The sequence below is a fragment of the Leisingera sp. S232 genome, assembly GCF_049800895.1.
Lineage (GTDB): Bacteria > Pseudomonadota > Alphaproteobacteria > Rhodobacterales > Rhodobacteraceae > Leisingera.
Genome location: NZ_JBNAFX010000041.1, coordinates 1 through 15,899 on the forward strand (window position 1 = coordinate 1; position 15,899 = coordinate 15,899).

Sequence of the window (15,899 nt, forward strand, 5' to 3'; positions counted from 1 at the left end):
GAAGTGATGCGTTATAGTTGGACCAGTTCGTTGTTCGATAGCGGGAAGAGGCAGGCTTCGGCATGCCGCCGATCTAACCTACGGGATTCGCAAAGTGAATCCTCTACGGCCTTTGTGCAACAACGCCCCGCAGGCGGCAAACCCACGCGAGATGACTTTACCGAGACACACAATGTGTCGTCCTACCAGCTCCCCTTTGTGGAACATTGCATTCGCAAGCTGAAACCCGGAGGGCGCGCGGCGATCATCGTACCCGACAACGTACTGTTTGAGGACGGGCGCGGTCAGGCCCTGCGGCGGATGCTGATGAACTGGTGCGACCTGCACACGATCCTGCGCCTGCCGACCGGCATCTTCTATGCCCAAGGGGTGAAGACCAACGTGATCTTCTTTACGCGTGGCAAGGAGCAGGACGGCAACACGTCTGATGTCTGGGTCTACGACATGCGCGCGCAGATGCCGTCATTCGGTAAGACCAACCCGCTGACCGAGGCGCATTTTGCCGCGTTCGAGGCCGCCTTCGGCGATGATCCCTACGGCAAGGCAGAGCGCAAGAATGAAGGCGAAGAAGGCCGCTTCCGCCGCTTCACACGGGATGAAATCGCCGCGCGGGGAGACAACCTCGACATCACATGGCTGCGCGACGCAGAGGACGCCCCAGAGGACGGGCTGAACGATCCTGCCGAGATCCTCGGCGCGATCATGGGGCATCTCTCCGGTGCGCTGCGCGAGATTGAGACGCTGAGAGAAGAGCTCAGCTCTACCGAGCCAACCGAGGTGGCTGTAGAATGAAGGTTGATAGCCTGCCCGCAAATTGGGCCAGCTTCAAGCTATCGGAAATCGCGGCTGGTGCTGGACAATCGGTAACGCCGAAAGATCATCCACAAGAGACCTTTGACCTCTTTAGCGTTCCGGCCTTTGAAAACCGTGTGCCTGACCAACCGTTGGGCGAGGAAATCAAATCCAACAAGCAGAGTGTTGAGCCCGGCAATGTTCTGCTCTGCAAGATCGTACCTCACCTTAACCGCGTTTGGACCGTACCTGAGAAGGCAACCAACCGGCAAATCGCATCGGGAGAATGGGTACGATACGACACCGCTGGCCTCGATCCCGAGTATGTTCGCTTGGCTCTGTCATCTCCGGAATTTCGCGATGAATTTATGACAACGATCTCTGGAGTAGGCGGGTCACTAACGCGCGCTCGACCTCAGATGTTCAACCAGTTCGATATCCCCCTCCCGCCCCTCGCGGAGCAGAGGCGGATTGTGGAGAAGCTGGACCAGCTCTCGGCCCGGACCCGTGCAGCCAAAGACCACCTGACCCACGTCCAAACCCTCGCCACCCGCGCCAAACAAGCCACCCTCGCCGCCGCCTTCCGGGGTGATCTTTCCTCGAAGACACTCAACACAGAAGACTGGGAGCAAGTAGCCTTCTGCGAACTAATCTCAGATGGGCCAACGAACGGATGGTCTCCCAAAGCGGACGGGGACATCAATGGGACGCGAACTCTCAAGCTATCCGCGACCACGTCTGGCGAGCTTGATTTGTCCGAGGGTTGCGTGAAGTATCTGTCGGTGCGCCCTGATGAACACTCTAAGTTCTGGCTTAGGCCCGGAGACTTGCTGATCCAACGCGCTAATTCTCTGCAGTATCTTGGTGCCTCAGCAATCTTTGAAGGGCCAGTTGCCACTTACATTTATCCTGATCTTATGATGCGAGTTCGCGTCAGGGATGAAGCAATGCGTAAATATCTGTGGCGCTTTCTGAACAGCCCCGAGGCGCGGTCTTACTTTAGAGACAACGCAACAGGCACTGCGGGAAACATGCCCAAGATCAGCGGCAAGTTGCTCAAAGCGCTTGTTGTGCCGGTGCCTAAGTCCCGGTGTGTAACCGAAATCGTCCGCCGCATCGAAGCTGCCTTCGCCCGGATTGACCGGATGGTTGCCGAGGCCACCCGCGCGGCAGATTTTCTGCAGCGGCTAGAGGCCCAACTCCTCGCCAAGGCCTTCCAGGGCGAGCTTGTCCCTCAGGACCCGAACGACGAACCCGCCAGCGCCCTCCTCGCCCGCATCCGCGAGGCCCGCGCAAATGCCCCCCAACCCAAACGTGCCCGCAAGAAAAAGGCGGCATCGTGATCCCATTCCATGCATGGAGACCCGCACATGACCGCAGGTGAGAACTTCGGCAAGACCATTCAGCTGTTTCTGGTCGATGGCAAACCCTCAGGTCTGCGAAAAGCAACGATCCACGGGTGGACGGGGCTTTTGTTTGTTAGCGGCGCGTCGGCATTCGGTGACCTGACAGCGCGAGAGGAAGTTGATCGCACAGGCGTGTACATCCTTTCTGGACCAGACCCAGACAGTGCTAAAACTGTGCGTGTGTATATCGGCTCTGGCAACTCGGTAGCAGAGCGCATCAAACAGAGTGCGCTGAAGCGCGAGTTTTGGGAGGCTGCAATAACCATCACCACGAGTGATGATGACTTGTCAAAAGGTCACGCCGAATACCTTGAAGCACGACTTATTGAGCTAACCGCCCAAGCCGGTCGTGTAGCGCTGGACAACGGCACACAGCCCGACACCAGCCGACGCCGCTTGCCAGAAGCAGACGTCGCAAACATGGAGCAATTCCTGTCCAACCTCCGCATCATTTTGCCGGTGATCGGATTGGATATGTTGAAGCCTCAACCACGTGCTGTGACCCAATCACAGCAGCCGGTTGCTGAACGCACCATAGGCGAAGTTCGGTTCGAGATCCGCCACAAAAGCGGCGTGCGAGCTTTTGCAGTCGAAGAGGATGGAGAGTTCATCGTTCTTGAAGGCTCAGAGGCTCTGTCGGGCACCGGCTACGTCCAGCAAAGCTATGGGAAGCTCAAGGAGCAGTTGCTTGCGGACGGAATACTCATGCCCAACGGAGACGAGCGCCTACGATTTGTGAAGCCTTGGTCATTCTCTAGCCCTTCTGCCGCCGCCGCTGTCGTGCTGGATCGGAACAGCAATGGCCGAACTGAATGGAAGGTCGAGGGAGCAAAGCTGACCTACCATGAGTGGCAAGAACGAGAAGCCGTATCAAACCAGCCCCCCCGACTGATTGGATGAGCGCTAGGCGTGGTACACATGGGTACACTTGCTTCATTATAAAACTCAATATATACAGCACCTTATGGTGCAACATCGCAAATCCCTCCTCCGCTACCACCCACCCCTTAAAGCGTTGTTATTGCAGGATCACACTGCGACCATTGGGCCTTTTCGTGTCGGGTGGTACCTACCAATGCCCCCTCACAGAGCCGCAGCATAAGCCCGTCTGGGGAAAGGCGGAATGTGCTCAATCCCCGATTTGTGTAGCAAGGCTGCCCTGCGGCGTCACTGTCACTGGCTTTGGCGGCAGAGTTCCATCCAAACAATTGCCAGTTGCGCCCGGGCAATTAATTCGATTAAACCCGAATTATGAAAACAACGATTCCCCTCCGGCTCACTGCTCTGGGTCATCCGCAACGGCTGGCGGTTTTCCGGCTGCTCATGCGCCGGTATCCGGACCATGTGCCTGCCAGCGAGATAAGCGCTGCCCTGGATGTTCGGCCAAGCACCTTGTCATCTTACCTGGCAACACTTATGCAAGCTGGCCTGGTCACCCAGACCCGTGAGGGTACCTGGCTGCGCTACCGGGCCGACATTCCTGCAATGCGGGAAACACTGGATGCATTTGTTCTGGATTGCTGCCAGGGACGCCCCGAACTGTGCCTGCCCCTGGCCCCCTCTGCCGCCACGGATGCGGCGGCAATGTCCGACACGCCCTTCAATGTTTTGTTCATCTGCACCGGGAACTCCGCCCGCTCCATCTTTGCGGAAGCGCTGCTGCGATCGCTGGGCAGCGGCCGCTTTAACGTATGTTCCGCGGGCACCAGGCCCAATTCGGAACTCAACCCTTTCGCGGTTCAGCTCCTCAAGGACAAAGGCCACGACACTGGCCAGCTAAGAGCAAAGAACGTGCAAGAGTTCCTGGGAGCTGATGCCCCTGAATTCGATTTTGTGTTTACCGTCTGCGATCAGGCCGCCAATGAGGAATGCCCCTCCTGGGAAGGCCAGCGGATCAGCGCCCATTGGGGAATGCCGGACCCGGTCAAGGCTGAGGGCACCAGTGCTGAAAAGGCTCTTGCCTTCCAGCAGGCCTACGGGCTCTTGCAAAACCGAATCAAGGCCTTTGTGTCCCTGCCTTTTCAGGAACTGGACCGTATTTCCCTGCAGCAGGCCGTAGATGAAATTGCGCAGTCAGTCTGACTGGCTGCCCCACGTTCCCCAAACACTTCCCGCGAACAAGGAAACGACATGACTGTTTACGCTTTGAATGGCCTCGGCCGCATGGGAAAGCTGGCGCTGAAACCGCTCCTGGAGAGCGGCGCACAGATCGCATGGATCAATGATGCAGTGGGCGATCCGGCCATGCACGCGCATCTGCTTGAGTTCGACTCGGTGCACGGGCATTGGGATGCGGAGTTCAGCTCGGACGCGGAGGCCGTCATCATCAACGGCCAACGGCTGCCTGCCTATTGCGAACGGAGCCTTGAGGATCTGCCGCTGGAAGGGGTCGATGTGGTGATCGACTGTACGGGCGTTTTCAAAACCGAAGCCAAACTGGCACCTTACTTTGACGCAGGCGTGAAGAAAGTGATTGTCTCGGCTCCGGTCAAGGACGGCAATGCCGCCAATATCGTTTATGGGGTCAATCAGGGCGTCTATAATCCGGATGAGCACCGGATCATCACTGCTGCCAGCTGCACCACCAATTGCCTGGCGCCGGTGGTCAAGGTGATCCACGAAAGTCTTGGCATCAAGCACGGCTCCATCACCACCATTCATGATGTCACCAATACCCAGACCATCGTCGACCGCCCCGCCAAGGATCTGCGCCGGGCACGGTCGGCGCTGACAAACCTGATACCAACCACAACCGGCAGCGCCACCGCCATCACGCTGATCTACCCCGACCTGAAGGGTAAGTTGAACGGTCACGCCGTCCGGGTGCCGCTGTTGAACGCCTCCATCACTGATTGTGTCTTCGAAGTAGAGCGGGAAACCACGGCCGAAGAAGTGAACGCGCTGTTCAAAGACGCAGCTGCAGGCGGCCTAAAAGGGATTCTCGGCTATGAGGAGCGCCCGCTGGTCTCGTCTGACTACACCAACGACCAGCGTTCCTGCATCATTGATGCGCCCTCCACCATGGTGGTGAACGGAACCCAGGTCAAAATCTACGCCTGGTATGACAATGAAATGGGCTATGCACACCGCCTGGTGGACGTGGCGCGCATGGTGGGCGATCAGCTGTGACACGCCAGGAGGGCCTGCCGGCCTACATCGCGGTTACAGCCTCCTACTGGGCCTTTATGCTGACCGACGGGGCGCTTCGAATGCTGGTGCTGCTGCACTTTCATTCGATGGGGTTTTCGGCGGTTCAGCTGGCCTATCTGTTTCTCCTGTACGAGGCTGCGGGGATGGTAACCAACCTCTCTGCGGGCTGGATTGCCGCCCGTTTCGGTCTGGCAGCGACGCTTTATGCAGGGCTGGGGCTGCAGGTCGGCGCGCTGCTGATGCTGTCGCAATTGGACCCGGCCTGGCAGATCAGCCTGTCGGTTGTCTTTGTTATGACAGTGCAGGGCCTGTCGGGTGCGGCCAAGGATCTGGCTAAAATGTCCTCCAAATCCGCAGTGAAGCTGCTGGCGCCAAAGGAAGACGGCGGGCTGTTTCGCTGGGTCGCCGTGCTGACCGGCTCCAAGAATGCCGTCAAAGGCGCGGGCTTCCTGCTGGGCGCTGTTTTGCTGGCATTGACGGGTTTTCAGGCCGCCGTGTTCAGCATGGCTGCTGTCCTTTCCGTGGTCCTGGCCGCAGTTGTTTTTGCCATGCCGCCCGGCCTGCCCGGCAGCCGCAAGGACATCAAGGTCTCCGAGATCCTCTCCAAATCGCGCAACGTGAACTGGCTGTCGGCGGCGCGATTGTTCCTGTTTGGTGCCCGCGACGTGTGGTTCGTGGTCGGCATCCCGGTGTATTTCTATGCTGTCCTCTCGGACGGGTCAGAGGAGGGAAACCGAACCGCTTTTTTTCTGATTGGCAGTTTCATGGCGCTATGGATCATCTCTTATGGTGCTGTTCAGGCCGCTGCCCCCCGGCTGCTTGGCGCAGCCCGCCGCAGCGAGAGCCAGCTTACCAGAGCGGCCCGAAAATGGGCGCTGCTGCTGGCAGTGATCCCGGCTGTCCTGTCGTTCGCCCTGCTGATGTCAGACGGTCCGGCGCCGTGGCTAACCGCATTGCTGACCGCAGGTCTGCTGGCCTTCGGTGCGGTTTTCGCTATCAATTCCTCCCTGCATTCCTATCTGATCCTGGCCTATACACAGGAGGACCGGGTCACGATGGATGTCGGGTTTTACTACATGGCGAACGCCAGCGGGCGGCTGGCAGGTACCTTTCTGTCCGGCCTCACATGCCAGTTTGGCGGATTGGCCGTTTGCCTGGGAACCGCCGCGATAATGGCTCTGATAAGCGCCCTGGCTGCTGCCCGGTTGAGCAGCGGCGCCCGGAATGAGGCGCAAGCATGAATATCTTGGATCGGTAACCGAACATCTGGACCGCTCCAGCGATGGTCGCGGGCGTCAGCCTCGGCCGAAAACAACACAAAACGCCGATCAGATACGGCAGGCGTCGGGACAAACGCGCAACCGTTCCTCGCGCTGTATTGCTGCGCAATGCCCTGCCTGGCGGTGACCCGGGTGATTTTTTTTGCAGGCTCAGGGATCGGCGGAATGCGGCAGCAGATGCCCAAAGCTTTTCTTCTGGCCATCGCTGTCGCTGCAACCGTCATCTATTGGTCATAACGCCAGGCTCTAAAACCATTGACCAGGCTCCATCAGCCCCAAGTCCAGCAATTGACGCGAGTGCCATTCGAAGGGGGTGGAGTTGTGCCAGCGGAATGTTTCGATTTCAAACGTGGAGCCGGGGTTGCGTTTTAGGGCCTTGGCCGTGCGAAACGAACAGACAGCGGCCGTCAGATTGTGATGCCAGGGGCAGGCATATGTGTTGTATTCCTGATCGTTGAAGGTGTGGTTCGACAGTAGTTGCAACCCCGGTTTGGACCGGAACAATGATATCCGGTCGATCTTGCGGCTGGCTGCTGGAATATGTTCCTCGAACCGCCATCGCACGCCGCCGAAGAAATCCAATTGCCTCTCGCGCGAGTGGCCGGATTCCGGGTCATTGCGTGACTGCGCATAATAGCCTGACTTGTCCAGAAAAGCCGTCTCCAGCGACACCGCGGAAGGGGCGTCGGCCAAATCGCCAGCATAAAGATCGATCACATAGGTGAGCATTGCGTCGCGGCGTTCTTCGGCTTGAAACGTCAGCATTTCGCCGATGCCGCGCGTTTCGCAAAACGGGTAGAACAGGTATTCTGAATTGTAGCAGTAATACAGCCAGCAGCCAGGCTCTGCTGCGGCAATCACTGCGTTGACAGCGCCGATGACCGCTCCGTCCGGCCCGCAGTCAAACGGCACCCGGTGCACCTTGGCCCGGATGTCCTGCGGCAGGTCGAACGCATCAGGCATCAGGGCAGCGACGGCCTTAAAGCCGCTTTGCAGATGGTGCCGCAGAGTGGTGGCGACTTCGACTTCATCTTCAATGAAGATCAGGGCAACCGGTCCTGTGGCCAGCAGCGCCTTTCCCTCTTTCAGGAAATCCTGCAACGAAGAATACATCATCTTGCTCTGCCCCGCCTTTCTGGCCTTTGCTGACAAAATCGGGTAAATCCCGCTGCATTGCAAGCGGCGGCAATTGCCTGTATTGCAAGCCGCTGTTTACCAACCCTGGCTGGAAGGCTGACCCGCATGAGCGCCCCGAAGAAGCTGTTTATCAAGACCTATGGCTGTCAGATGAATGTCTATGACAGCGAACGCATGGCAGAGGCGCTGGGTGGCGAGGGCTATGTAGAGACCAAATCGGCCGATGACGCCGACATGATCCTGCTCAACACCTGCCACATCCGGGAAAAGGCGGCAGAGAAGGTTTACTCCGAACTGGGACGCTTCAAGGGGCTGAAGGCAGAGAAGCCGGATCTCAAGATCGGTGTGGCGGGCTGTGTCGCCCAGGCCGAGGGCGAGGAGATCATGCGCCGCCAGCCGCTGGTCGATCTGGTAGTCGGGCCGCAAAGCTATCACCGGCTGCCAGAAATGGAAGCCAAAGCGCGCGAAGGCGAAAAGGTACTGGACACCGATTTCCCAGAGGAAGACAAATTCGAAAAGCTCAAGAACCGCCCCAAGGCCAAACGCGGTCCGACGGCGTTTCTAACGGTGCAGGAAGGCTGCGACAAATTCTGCGCATTCTGCGTTGTGCCATACACACGCGGCGCCGAAGTCTCGCGCCCCGCAGACCGCATTGTGCGCGAGGCGCAGGATCTGGTGGAGCGCGGCGTGCGTGAAATCACTTTGTTGGGTCAGAACGTAAATGCCTATCATGGCGCAGGCCCGAACGGGGATCTGACCCTCGCGCAGTTGATCTGGGATCTGGACAAGATTGACGGGCTAGAGCGCATCCGCTTCACCACCAGCCACCCGAACGACATGCAGGACGACCTGATTGAGGCACATGGCACCTGTGCCAAGCTGATGCCCTATCTGCATCTGCCGGTACAGGCAGGCTCGGACAAGATCCTCAAGCGGATGAACCGCTCGCATACCGCCGAAAGCTACATCCGCCTGATCGAACGAATCCGGGCTGCGCGCCCTGACATCCTGATTTCCGGCGACTTCATTGTCGGCTTCCCGGAAGAGACCGAGGAAGATTTCCAAGCGACCTTGGATCTGGTGGAAGAGGTGAAATACGGCACCGCTTATTCCTTCAAGTATTCCACCCGGCCCGGCACCCCGGCGGCAGAGCGCGCCCAGGTTGATCCTGCCGCAGCAGATGACCGGCTGCAGCGGCTGCAGGCCCTGCTGACCAAGCAGCAGCGCGAAGTGCAGGACAGCATGGTTGGCCGCGAGGTTGGGGTGCTGTTTGAAAAAGCAGGCCGCTTGCCTGGGCAGATGGTTGGCAAATCTGATTATCTTCACGCCGTGCATGTTGCCGACTGCAATCGCCAGGTGGGCGACCTTGCGCGGGTGCGCATTGTTTCTTCTGGTGCCAATTCTCTTGCGGGTGAATTGATCGATTAACAGCCGCCTTTGCTGGCAGAATCTGTGTTCTGCCCTTGCACCCGGGCGCTCAGTCCCGGTCGGCTTCTGTGATCAGGTGAGTCTTCATTGCATCGCTTTCGGGAACAATTGCCCGCAAATGCAGTGAGTGTTCCTGATTGGCGCTCAATTCGTGCACAATTATAGAAAAATTAGCAGGCAAACTGTATATAAATCGGGTAATTTGGCTTTTATGGCCTGAAAGGTGGCCGTGCGCGCGGCAACACCCTGGGGGGAACTTTAGGTGAAGGAATTCTGGTTGTGTCGATACTCAAACTGAACAAGGCAATTGCGCTGGCTGCTGCAGCCGCGGCTGCACTCAGCATTGCTGCTGCGCCGGTGAGCGCGCAAACGGGGCAGCGAACCATCAAGGGCGAACGCTATGTGCCCACGATCTGGGTGGACCCGGACGGGTGCGAGCACTGGGTGATGGATGATGGTGCAGAAGGGTTCATGACCCCGCATGTGACCCCTGACGGCAAACCAGTCTGCCGCCGCGGGAATGTCTGCGGTGTTATGCAGACCGATCAATTTTTTGCCACTGACAAGCATTTCATCAATGCGGCGGGCCGCCAGCGTCTGGGTGAATTCTTTCAGAAGGCAAAATCCAATGGCGCACGTTACTTTGTGATTGCGGGCCACACCGACAGCCGCGCTTCGGATGAATACAACATTCGCCTGTCAGAGCGCCGCGCAAGCGCCGTGGCCAAAGTAGGCCGTTCGGTGGGCGCCCGCATTGCTGATATACGGGCCTATGGTGAGCGTGATCCGCGGGTTCCGAACACCAGTGCCGCCAATATGGCTGAGAACCGCCGTGTCGAAATCTATTGCCTGCGCTGAGGGAGAGGGATGATGAAAACTGCTAAAACCGCCGTGTTCCTTGCCGCAGCTGCTGCAATCTCGGCCTGTACACCCGCAATCGACAAAACGACTGACGGGCATGTGGGCGACGGACGTTCGCTGGATCTGTCGAACCTTACAGCCGGCATCTGGGTCGATCCGCAGGGCTGCGAGCACTGGATCATCGACGATGGTCTCGAAGGTTATGCCGATTTGCGCCGAACGCCTGACGGCAAGCCGGTCTGCAACAGCAATCTGCCGCGCAATGTGGCAACCGGTCCCTTCAAAAAGGGCACAACCTTCGGTGACCCGATCTGACAACAGCAATCCGCTGACAATCGCAGCCGCCCTCTGGGGCGGCTGTTTTGTTTCATTTGAGTGATTTTGTGCAGCGCCTTCTTGCGCAAACGCTGCGGTGGAGGCAGACTGAAAGGGCAACGCCAGATTGAGGAGATCAGCTTGGCCATCAGCGCCCTGAATGAACCGCAGACCCAGACCGCAACCCACGAAGTTCTGCTGGAATTTCCCGACAACCGATTGCTGATCGACCTATGCGGCGAATATGACCGCAACCTGGCTGACATTGAACAGAAACTGGGCGTGCAGATCGTCCGCCGCGGCAATCAGCTGTCGGTGATGGGCGAGGTATCCGTGCGTGAACAGGCCGCAGCTGTGCTGACGGCGCTCTACGACCGGTTGGAAACCGGCCGCAGCGTTGAAAGCGGTGATATCGACCGCGAATTGCGCATGGGAAACGAAACGGATGAAGCTGAGCCCGATGGCCAGCTGCAGATGTTCCAGGGCGGCCGGGTGGAAGTTAAGACCCGCAAGAAGCTGGTCGAGCCACGAACAGAGGCGCAGAAGGCCTATGTTCAGTCCCTGTTCGAGCACGAACTCGCTTTTGGAATTGGTCCGGCAGGCACAGGCAAAACATATCTTGCCGTCGCAGTCGGCGTCTCCATGTTCATCACCGGTCACGTCGACCGTATCATCCTGTCCCGACCCGCAGTTGAGGCCGGAGAAAAGCTTGGCTATCTGCCAGGTGACATGAAGGACAAAGTCGACCCTTACATGCAGCCGCTTTATGATGCGCTGAACGACTTTTTGCCCAGCAAGCAGCTGGCCAGGCTGCTGGAAGAGAAGCAGATTGAAATCGCGCCGCTGGCCTTCATGCGGGGGCGGACGCTGGCGAATGCCTTTGTGGTGCTGGATGAGGCACAGAATGCCACCACCATGCAGATGAAAATGTTCCTGACCCGGCTTGGCGAAGGCTCGCGCATGGTGATCACCGGTGACCGGTCCCAGGTCGATCTGCCACGCGGGGTGCCATCCGGCCTAGCGGATGCCGAGCGGCTTTTGAAATCGATCCCCAAAGTCAGCTTCAATTACTTCACTGCACGCGATGTGGTCCGCCATCCGCTTGTGGCCGCGATCATTGAAGCCTATGACGCAGATACCAAACCGGCCTGACCTTTTCTTCTTGCCGGCAATATCCCGGGGGTGCACAGGCTGCCCTCCGCATCGGAACGCTGCATATGACGCTCGACATTTCCATCGAAGACAGCCGCTGGCAGGCAGCCGGTCTTCCGGCTTTGGCTGATGAGGCCGTCACCCTGGTGACGGCGCATTTTGCACTTGATTGCGATGAATGCGAGATTTCGCTGCTGGCCTGTAATGATGTGCGCATTGCAGAACTCAATGCGGAGTTCCGAGAAAAACCGCAGCCGACCAATGTTCTCAGCTGGCCTGCAGAAGATCTGTCGGCGGAGGAAGATGGGGGCGCACCGCTGCCGCCCGAGGCTGATTTTACAGGGGAAATTCCGCTGGGCGACATTGCCATTTCCTTTGACACATGCGCCCGGGAAGCCGCCGAGGCGGGAAAATCCCTGACTGATCATACATATCATCTGATCATTCACGGACTGTTGCATCTTCTGGGCTATGATCACATCCGTGACCACGATGCCGCATTGATGGAAGGGATTGAGGTCCTGCTACTTGGCAAACTGGGTATTGAGAACCCATATATGAGCGAGGACGCCCCGTGACCGGGGTATTTGGAATGGACAGATGGGCGACATAGAAGGCAGTTCTAACGCGGCGCAAGGCGCGCTGCAGGACATCAACGGCACGGTGGCAGATGCGCCGGCCTCTGAGAGCAGCGGGCTATGGGCGCGGCTGCGCAATGTGTTCAACCCGGATCCACAAGAAAGCGAGGACACCGGCGGCGAGCAGCCGGAGCCCGGCGGTGGTCCGCACGGAATGATCAACCTGCGCCGGATGCGGGTGGAGGACGTTGCCATACCCTCAGCCGAAGTCGCCGCTGTACCGGTCAGCGTAGCTAAGGACGATCTGGTTGGGATTTTCCGGAAAAGCGGTTTTACCCGTATACCGGTTTACGAAGGCACGCTGGATACCCCACTGGGTTTTGTTCACCTCAAGGATTTCTCGCTGACGCATGGTTTCAACGGTGGAACCTCCGACTTCGATCTGTCCAAGATGCTGCGCCCGCTGCTGTTCGTGCCGCCATCGATGCCCATCGGGGTGCTGCTGACCAAGATGCAGGCCGAACGGCGCCACATGGCGCTGGTGATTGACGAATACGGCGGTGTGGACGGTCTGGTCACGATTGAGGACCTGATCGAACAGGTGGTGGGGGAGATTGAGGACGAGCATGACGCTGATGAATTGCAAACCTGGTTTGAGGAAAAACCGGGCTGCTACATCGCACTGGCTCGTACTTCGCTGCCTGAGTTCGAGGCCGAGACCGGTCACTCGCTGACCAGCCATGACGACGTGGACGAGGAAGAGATCGAAACCTTGGGCGGTTTGGTGTTCATGCTGTCGGGCCGGGTGCCCGCCCGCGGTGAGGTCATTCAGCACCCCGAAGGTGCAGAGTTTGAAGTTATGGATGCCGACCCGCGCAGGATCAAGCGGCTTCGGGTGCGGCTGCCGGATACTGCTGCATGATTTCAATTGGCTTTCGGCAGGCCGGACGCCAGCTCCGGCTGGCTCCTGCTGCACTGGCCTTTGGCAGCGGCGCGCTGGCGTCGCTGGCGCTGGCGCCCTGGCACCTGCTTCCAGGCCTGCCTGTTGCTCTGGCCGCCGCAGGCTGGCTGGTTCTTAAGGCCGCCTCTGGCCGCGCTGCAGCGCTGGCTGGATGGCTGTTTGGGCTGGGTTATTTTGCAGTCGGCCTTTCCTGGATTCTTGAGCCATTTCAAATCGATCCAGAGCGCCATGCCTGGATGGCGCCTTTTGCGCTTGTCTTTCTTGCAGCCGGTCTCGCCCTGTTCTGGGGCCTGGCTTTTGGCGCCGCGGCCCGTTTCAGCCGTGGGGCGCTGCGGATTCCCATGCTGGTGGCATCGTGGGCGCTGGCGGAGTTTGCCCGCGCCTATATTCTGACCGGTTTTCCCTGGGCAGCCTTTGGGCAGTTCTGGATTGATACGCCTGCCGAAAATCTCCTGCCATGGATCGGTCCTCATGGGCTGGCGCTGCTAACGCTTGTGGCGTTTCTGCCGCTTGCCTTGCTGCGAACGGCCCCCGCCCCTGCCCTGCTGCCGCTTGGGCTGATTGTGGCCGCAGCCCTAAGCCTTCCTGCGCCGCAGCAAACGGCGCAAACGGACAAGATTGTGAGAATCGTCCAGCCCAACGCACCGCAGGATCTGAAATGGCACCCGGATCACAGGTGGCGATTTCTCCGTCGTGCACTGGCTTTTTCTGCCGAACACCCGCGTCCGGATTTGATTGTCTGGCCTGAAACGGCGGTGCCGCAGATGTTGAACTATGCAGGGGATACCCTGCAGATCATTTCCGAAGGCGCGGGCCACGTGCCTGTTTTTCTGGGCATTCAGAGGGAAGAAGGCGGCGCTTATTATAACTCTGCTGTGCTGCTGGACGCGGATGGCCTGCCATCTGCGACTTACGATAAGGCGCATCTGGTGCCGTTTGGGGAATATGTGCCGTTTGGCGACTTCCTAGCCCGCTTCGGTATTCATGGGTTCGCTTCCCGAGCCGGGGCAGGATACGCGGCCGGACCCGGGGCACAGCTGCTGGATCTGCCCATCGGCCGGGCTCTGCCATTGATCTGTTACGAGGCCGTTTTTCCGCAGGATGTAAATGCCGCAGCTGCCCGCGCGGACATGCTGGTGCAGATCACCAATGACGCCTGGTTCGGCACCCGCTCCGGCCCCTATCAGCACCTCGTGCAAGCCCGAATGCGGGCCCTGGAGCAAGGCTTGCCAATGATCCGAGCTGCCAATACCGGCGTCTCGGCAATGATTGCACCAGACGGGAAACTGACAGACAGCCTGCCGTTAGGCGAAGCCGGATTTATCGACGCTGTTTTGCCCGCACCGCTGCCGCCGACACTCTACAGTCGAACCGGAGACTGGCCAGTGTTTCTGCTGTGCCTTCTCATCGCTGCCGCGGGTTTTGTCTTGTCTCGCGGTCATGCGCGGCGGTCATAGATACTTAACTCTCATCGAATATAGATTGACCCGTGGGGACGGGCCGCGTATTGCGGCTTGATACCTGCCACAACGGCTTCCTGGCGTGGCAAGGAAAAACCAATGGAGCACTTCTCATGACCCGTATGAACTATACTTTTACTTCGGAATCTGTTTCCGAGGGCCATCCGGATAAGGTTTGTGACCGTATCTCCGATGCCGTTTTGGATGCTTTTCTGGCAGAAGAACCCGAAGCGCGTGTGGCTGCTGAGACTTTTGCCACCACGAACCGTGTCGTCATCGGCGGAGAAGTGGGGCTGTCCGATCAGGACAAACTGCACGACTATATGGGCCGGATTGAAGAAATTGCCCGCGCCTGCATCAAGGACATCGGTTACGAGCAGGACAAGTTTCACCACGAGACCGTGGAAGTGACGAACCTGCTGCACGAGCAATCCGCCCACATCGCCCAGGGTGTCGATGCGTCTGGCGAAAAGGACGAAGGGGCCGGCGACCAAGGCATAATGTTTGGCTACGCCACCAGGGAAACCGAAGCCCTGATGCCTGCTCCGATCCAATACAGCCATGCGATCCTGCGCCGCCTTGCGGAGGTACGCAAGAACGGCACTGAGCCTGCGCTTGGTCCGGATGCGAAATCGCAACTGTCGGTGGTCTATGAGAATGGCAAGCCGGTTGGTGTCAGCTCGCTGGTGCTGTCGACGCAGCATCTGGATGAATCGCTGACTTCAAATGACATCCGCGCCATTGTGGAACCCTACATCCGCGAAGCCCTGCCTGACGGCTGGCTGACGGCGCAGACCCAGTGGCATGTGAACCCGACAGGGAAATTTGTAATCGGCGGCCCGGATGGCGACGCGGGCCTGACCGGCCGTAAGATCATCGTTGATACCTATGGCGGCGCGGCGCCGCATGGCGGCGGTGCGTTTTCCGGCAAGGATCCGACCAAGGTGGACCGATCCGCTGCTTATGCAGCGCGTTATCTGGCCAAGAACGTGGTGGCCGCTGGCATGGCAGAGCGATGCACGATTCAGCTGTCTTATGCGATTGGTGTGTCCAAGCCATTGTCGATTTATGCCGACACCCACGGCACCGGAGAGATTGATCCGGCGGCCATCGAGCGCGCGATTGATCAGGTCATGGACCTGACCCCGCGCGGCATCCGTTCGCATCTGGGTTTGAACAAACCGATCTACCAGCGCACCGCAGCCTATGGCCATTTTGGCCGCGAGCCGGAAGCGGATGGCGGTTTCAGCTGGGAATGCACGGATCTTGCCGAGGCCCTGAAGCGGGCGGTCTGAGACCGGTTCAAAATCATCAAGGAGCAGGCCGGAAGGCCTGCTTTTTTCTTTTGGGATGTAGGCGAATGCCCGGCTGCGTATGTT

Annotated in this window: 15 protein-coding genes and 1 riboswitch; of the genes, 14 read left to right on the forward strand and 1 reads right to left on the reverse strand. The window is 58.8% G+C overall.

Annotation, left to right across the window (positions count from 1 at the left end):
- Window positions 1–114 precede the first annotated feature (114 nt).
- The 6 genes from ACP151_RS18570 to arsJ all read left to right on the forward strand — a co-directional run bounded on the left by ACP151_RS18570 (window position 115) and on the right by arsJ (window position 6,589).
- Window positions 115–792: an HsdM family class I SAM-dependent methyltransferase gene (locus tag ACP151_RS18570; RefSeq protein WP_424980384.1), complete on the forward strand. Its 678-nt coding sequence runs from the start codon at window positions 115–117 to the stop codon at window positions 790–792.
- The gene (locus ACP151_RS18575; protein ID WP_424980385.1) at window positions 789–2,135 is read left to right on the forward strand and encodes a restriction endonuclease subunit S; all 1,347 of its coding nucleotides are present in this window, start codon (window positions 789–791) and stop codon (window positions 2,133–2,135) included. Before ACP151_RS18570 ends, ACP151_RS18575 begins: the two co-directional genes overlap by 4 nt.
- Window positions 2,136–2,162: 27 nt before the next feature.
- Entirely contained in the window at window positions 2,163–3,098 is a 936-nt protein-coding gene (locus ACP151_RS18580) for a GIY-YIG nuclease family protein (protein WP_424980386.1), read from the forward strand.
- Between the two features lie 351 nt (window positions 3,099–3,449).
- The gene (locus tag ACP151_RS18585; protein WP_424980387.1) at window positions 3,450–4,280 is read left to right on the forward strand and encodes a metalloregulator ArsR/SmtB family transcription factor; all 831 of its coding nucleotides are present in this window, start codon (window positions 3,450–3,452) and stop codon (window positions 4,278–4,280) included.
- Between the two features lie 48 nt (window positions 4,281–4,328).
- Window positions 4,329–5,327, forward strand: coding sequence for an ArsJ-associated glyceraldehyde-3-phosphate dehydrogenase (locus ACP151_RS18590; RefSeq protein ID WP_424980388.1), 999 nt, complete (start codon window positions 4,329–4,331; stop codon window positions 5,325–5,327).
- Window positions 5,324–6,589 (forward strand): organoarsenical effux MFS transporter ArsJ, encoded by a 1,266-nt coding sequence (gene arsJ / locus ACP151_RS18595; RefSeq protein WP_424980389.1) that lies wholly within the window; start codon window positions 5,324–5,326, stop codon window positions 6,587–6,589. The genes ACP151_RS18590 and arsJ overlap by 4 nt, the downstream gene beginning before the upstream one ends.
- Before the next feature lie 285 nt (window positions 6,590–6,874).
- Here the strand turns inward: arsJ and ACP151_RS18600 are convergent, their stop codons facing one another.
- Complete coding sequence (locus ACP151_RS18600) at window positions 6,875–7,744, reverse strand: hypothetical protein (RefSeq protein WP_424980390.1); 870 nt, start codon at window positions 7,742–7,744, stop codon at window positions 6,875–6,877.
- Window positions 7,745–7,870: 126 nt separating this feature from the next.
- Here ACP151_RS18600 and miaB point away from each other — a divergent pair, with 126 nt between their 5' ends.
- The 8 genes from miaB (at window position 7,871) to metK (ending at window position 15,815) form a co-directional block, all read left to right on the forward strand.
- A complete protein-coding gene (gene miaB, locus ACP151_RS18605; protein ID WP_424980391.1) occupies window positions 7,871–9,193 on the forward strand; it encodes a tRNA (N6-isopentenyl adenosine(37)-C2)-methylthiotransferase MiaB in 1,323 nt (440 codons plus the stop codon).
- Between the two features lie 273 nt (window positions 9,194–9,466).
- The gene (locus ACP151_RS18610; protein ID WP_424980415.1) at window positions 9,467–10,051 is read left to right on the forward strand and encodes an OmpA family protein; all 585 of its coding nucleotides are present in this window, start codon (window positions 9,467–9,469) and stop codon (window positions 10,049–10,051) included.
- 12 nt (window positions 10,052–10,063) lie between these two features.
- Window positions 10,064–10,369 carry a hypothetical protein gene (locus ACP151_RS18615; RefSeq protein ID WP_424980392.1) on the forward strand — a complete coding sequence of 102 codons (306 nt, stop codon included), beginning with the start codon at window positions 10,064–10,066 and terminating at the stop codon, window positions 10,367–10,369.
- 141 nt (window positions 10,370–10,510) lie between these two features.
- Window positions 10,511–11,521: a PhoH family protein gene (locus tag ACP151_RS18620; protein WP_424980393.1), complete on the forward strand. Its 1,011-nt coding sequence runs from the start codon at window positions 10,511–10,513 to the stop codon at window positions 11,519–11,521.
- Between the two features lie 65 nt (window positions 11,522–11,586).
- The gene (gene ybeY / locus ACP151_RS18625) at window positions 11,587–12,099 is read left to right on the forward strand and encodes an rRNA maturation RNase YbeY (RefSeq protein ID WP_424980394.1); all 513 of its coding nucleotides are present in this window, start codon (window positions 11,587–11,589) and stop codon (window positions 12,097–12,099) included.
- Window positions 12,100–12,121: 22 nt separating this feature from the next.
- Window positions 12,122–13,021: a hemolysin family protein gene (locus ACP151_RS18630; RefSeq protein WP_424980395.1), complete on the forward strand. Its 900-nt coding sequence runs from the start codon at window positions 12,122–12,124 to the stop codon at window positions 13,019–13,021.
- Entirely contained in the window at window positions 13,018–14,517 is a 1,500-nt protein-coding gene (gene lnt, locus ACP151_RS18635) for an apolipoprotein N-acyltransferase (RefSeq protein ID WP_424980396.1), read from the forward strand. The genes ACP151_RS18630 and lnt overlap by 4 nt, the downstream gene beginning before the upstream one ends.
- A 61-nt stretch (window positions 14,518–14,578) precedes the next feature.
- Window positions 14,579–14,627, forward strand: a riboswitch (SAM-SAH riboswitch).
- Between the two features lie 6 nt (window positions 14,628–14,633).
- Window positions 14,634–15,815, forward strand: coding sequence for a methionine adenosyltransferase (metK, locus tag ACP151_RS18640; protein WP_424980397.1), 1,182 nt, complete (start codon window positions 14,634–14,636; stop codon window positions 15,813–15,815).
- The last annotated feature ends 84 nt before the right edge of the window (window positions 15,816–15,899 follow it).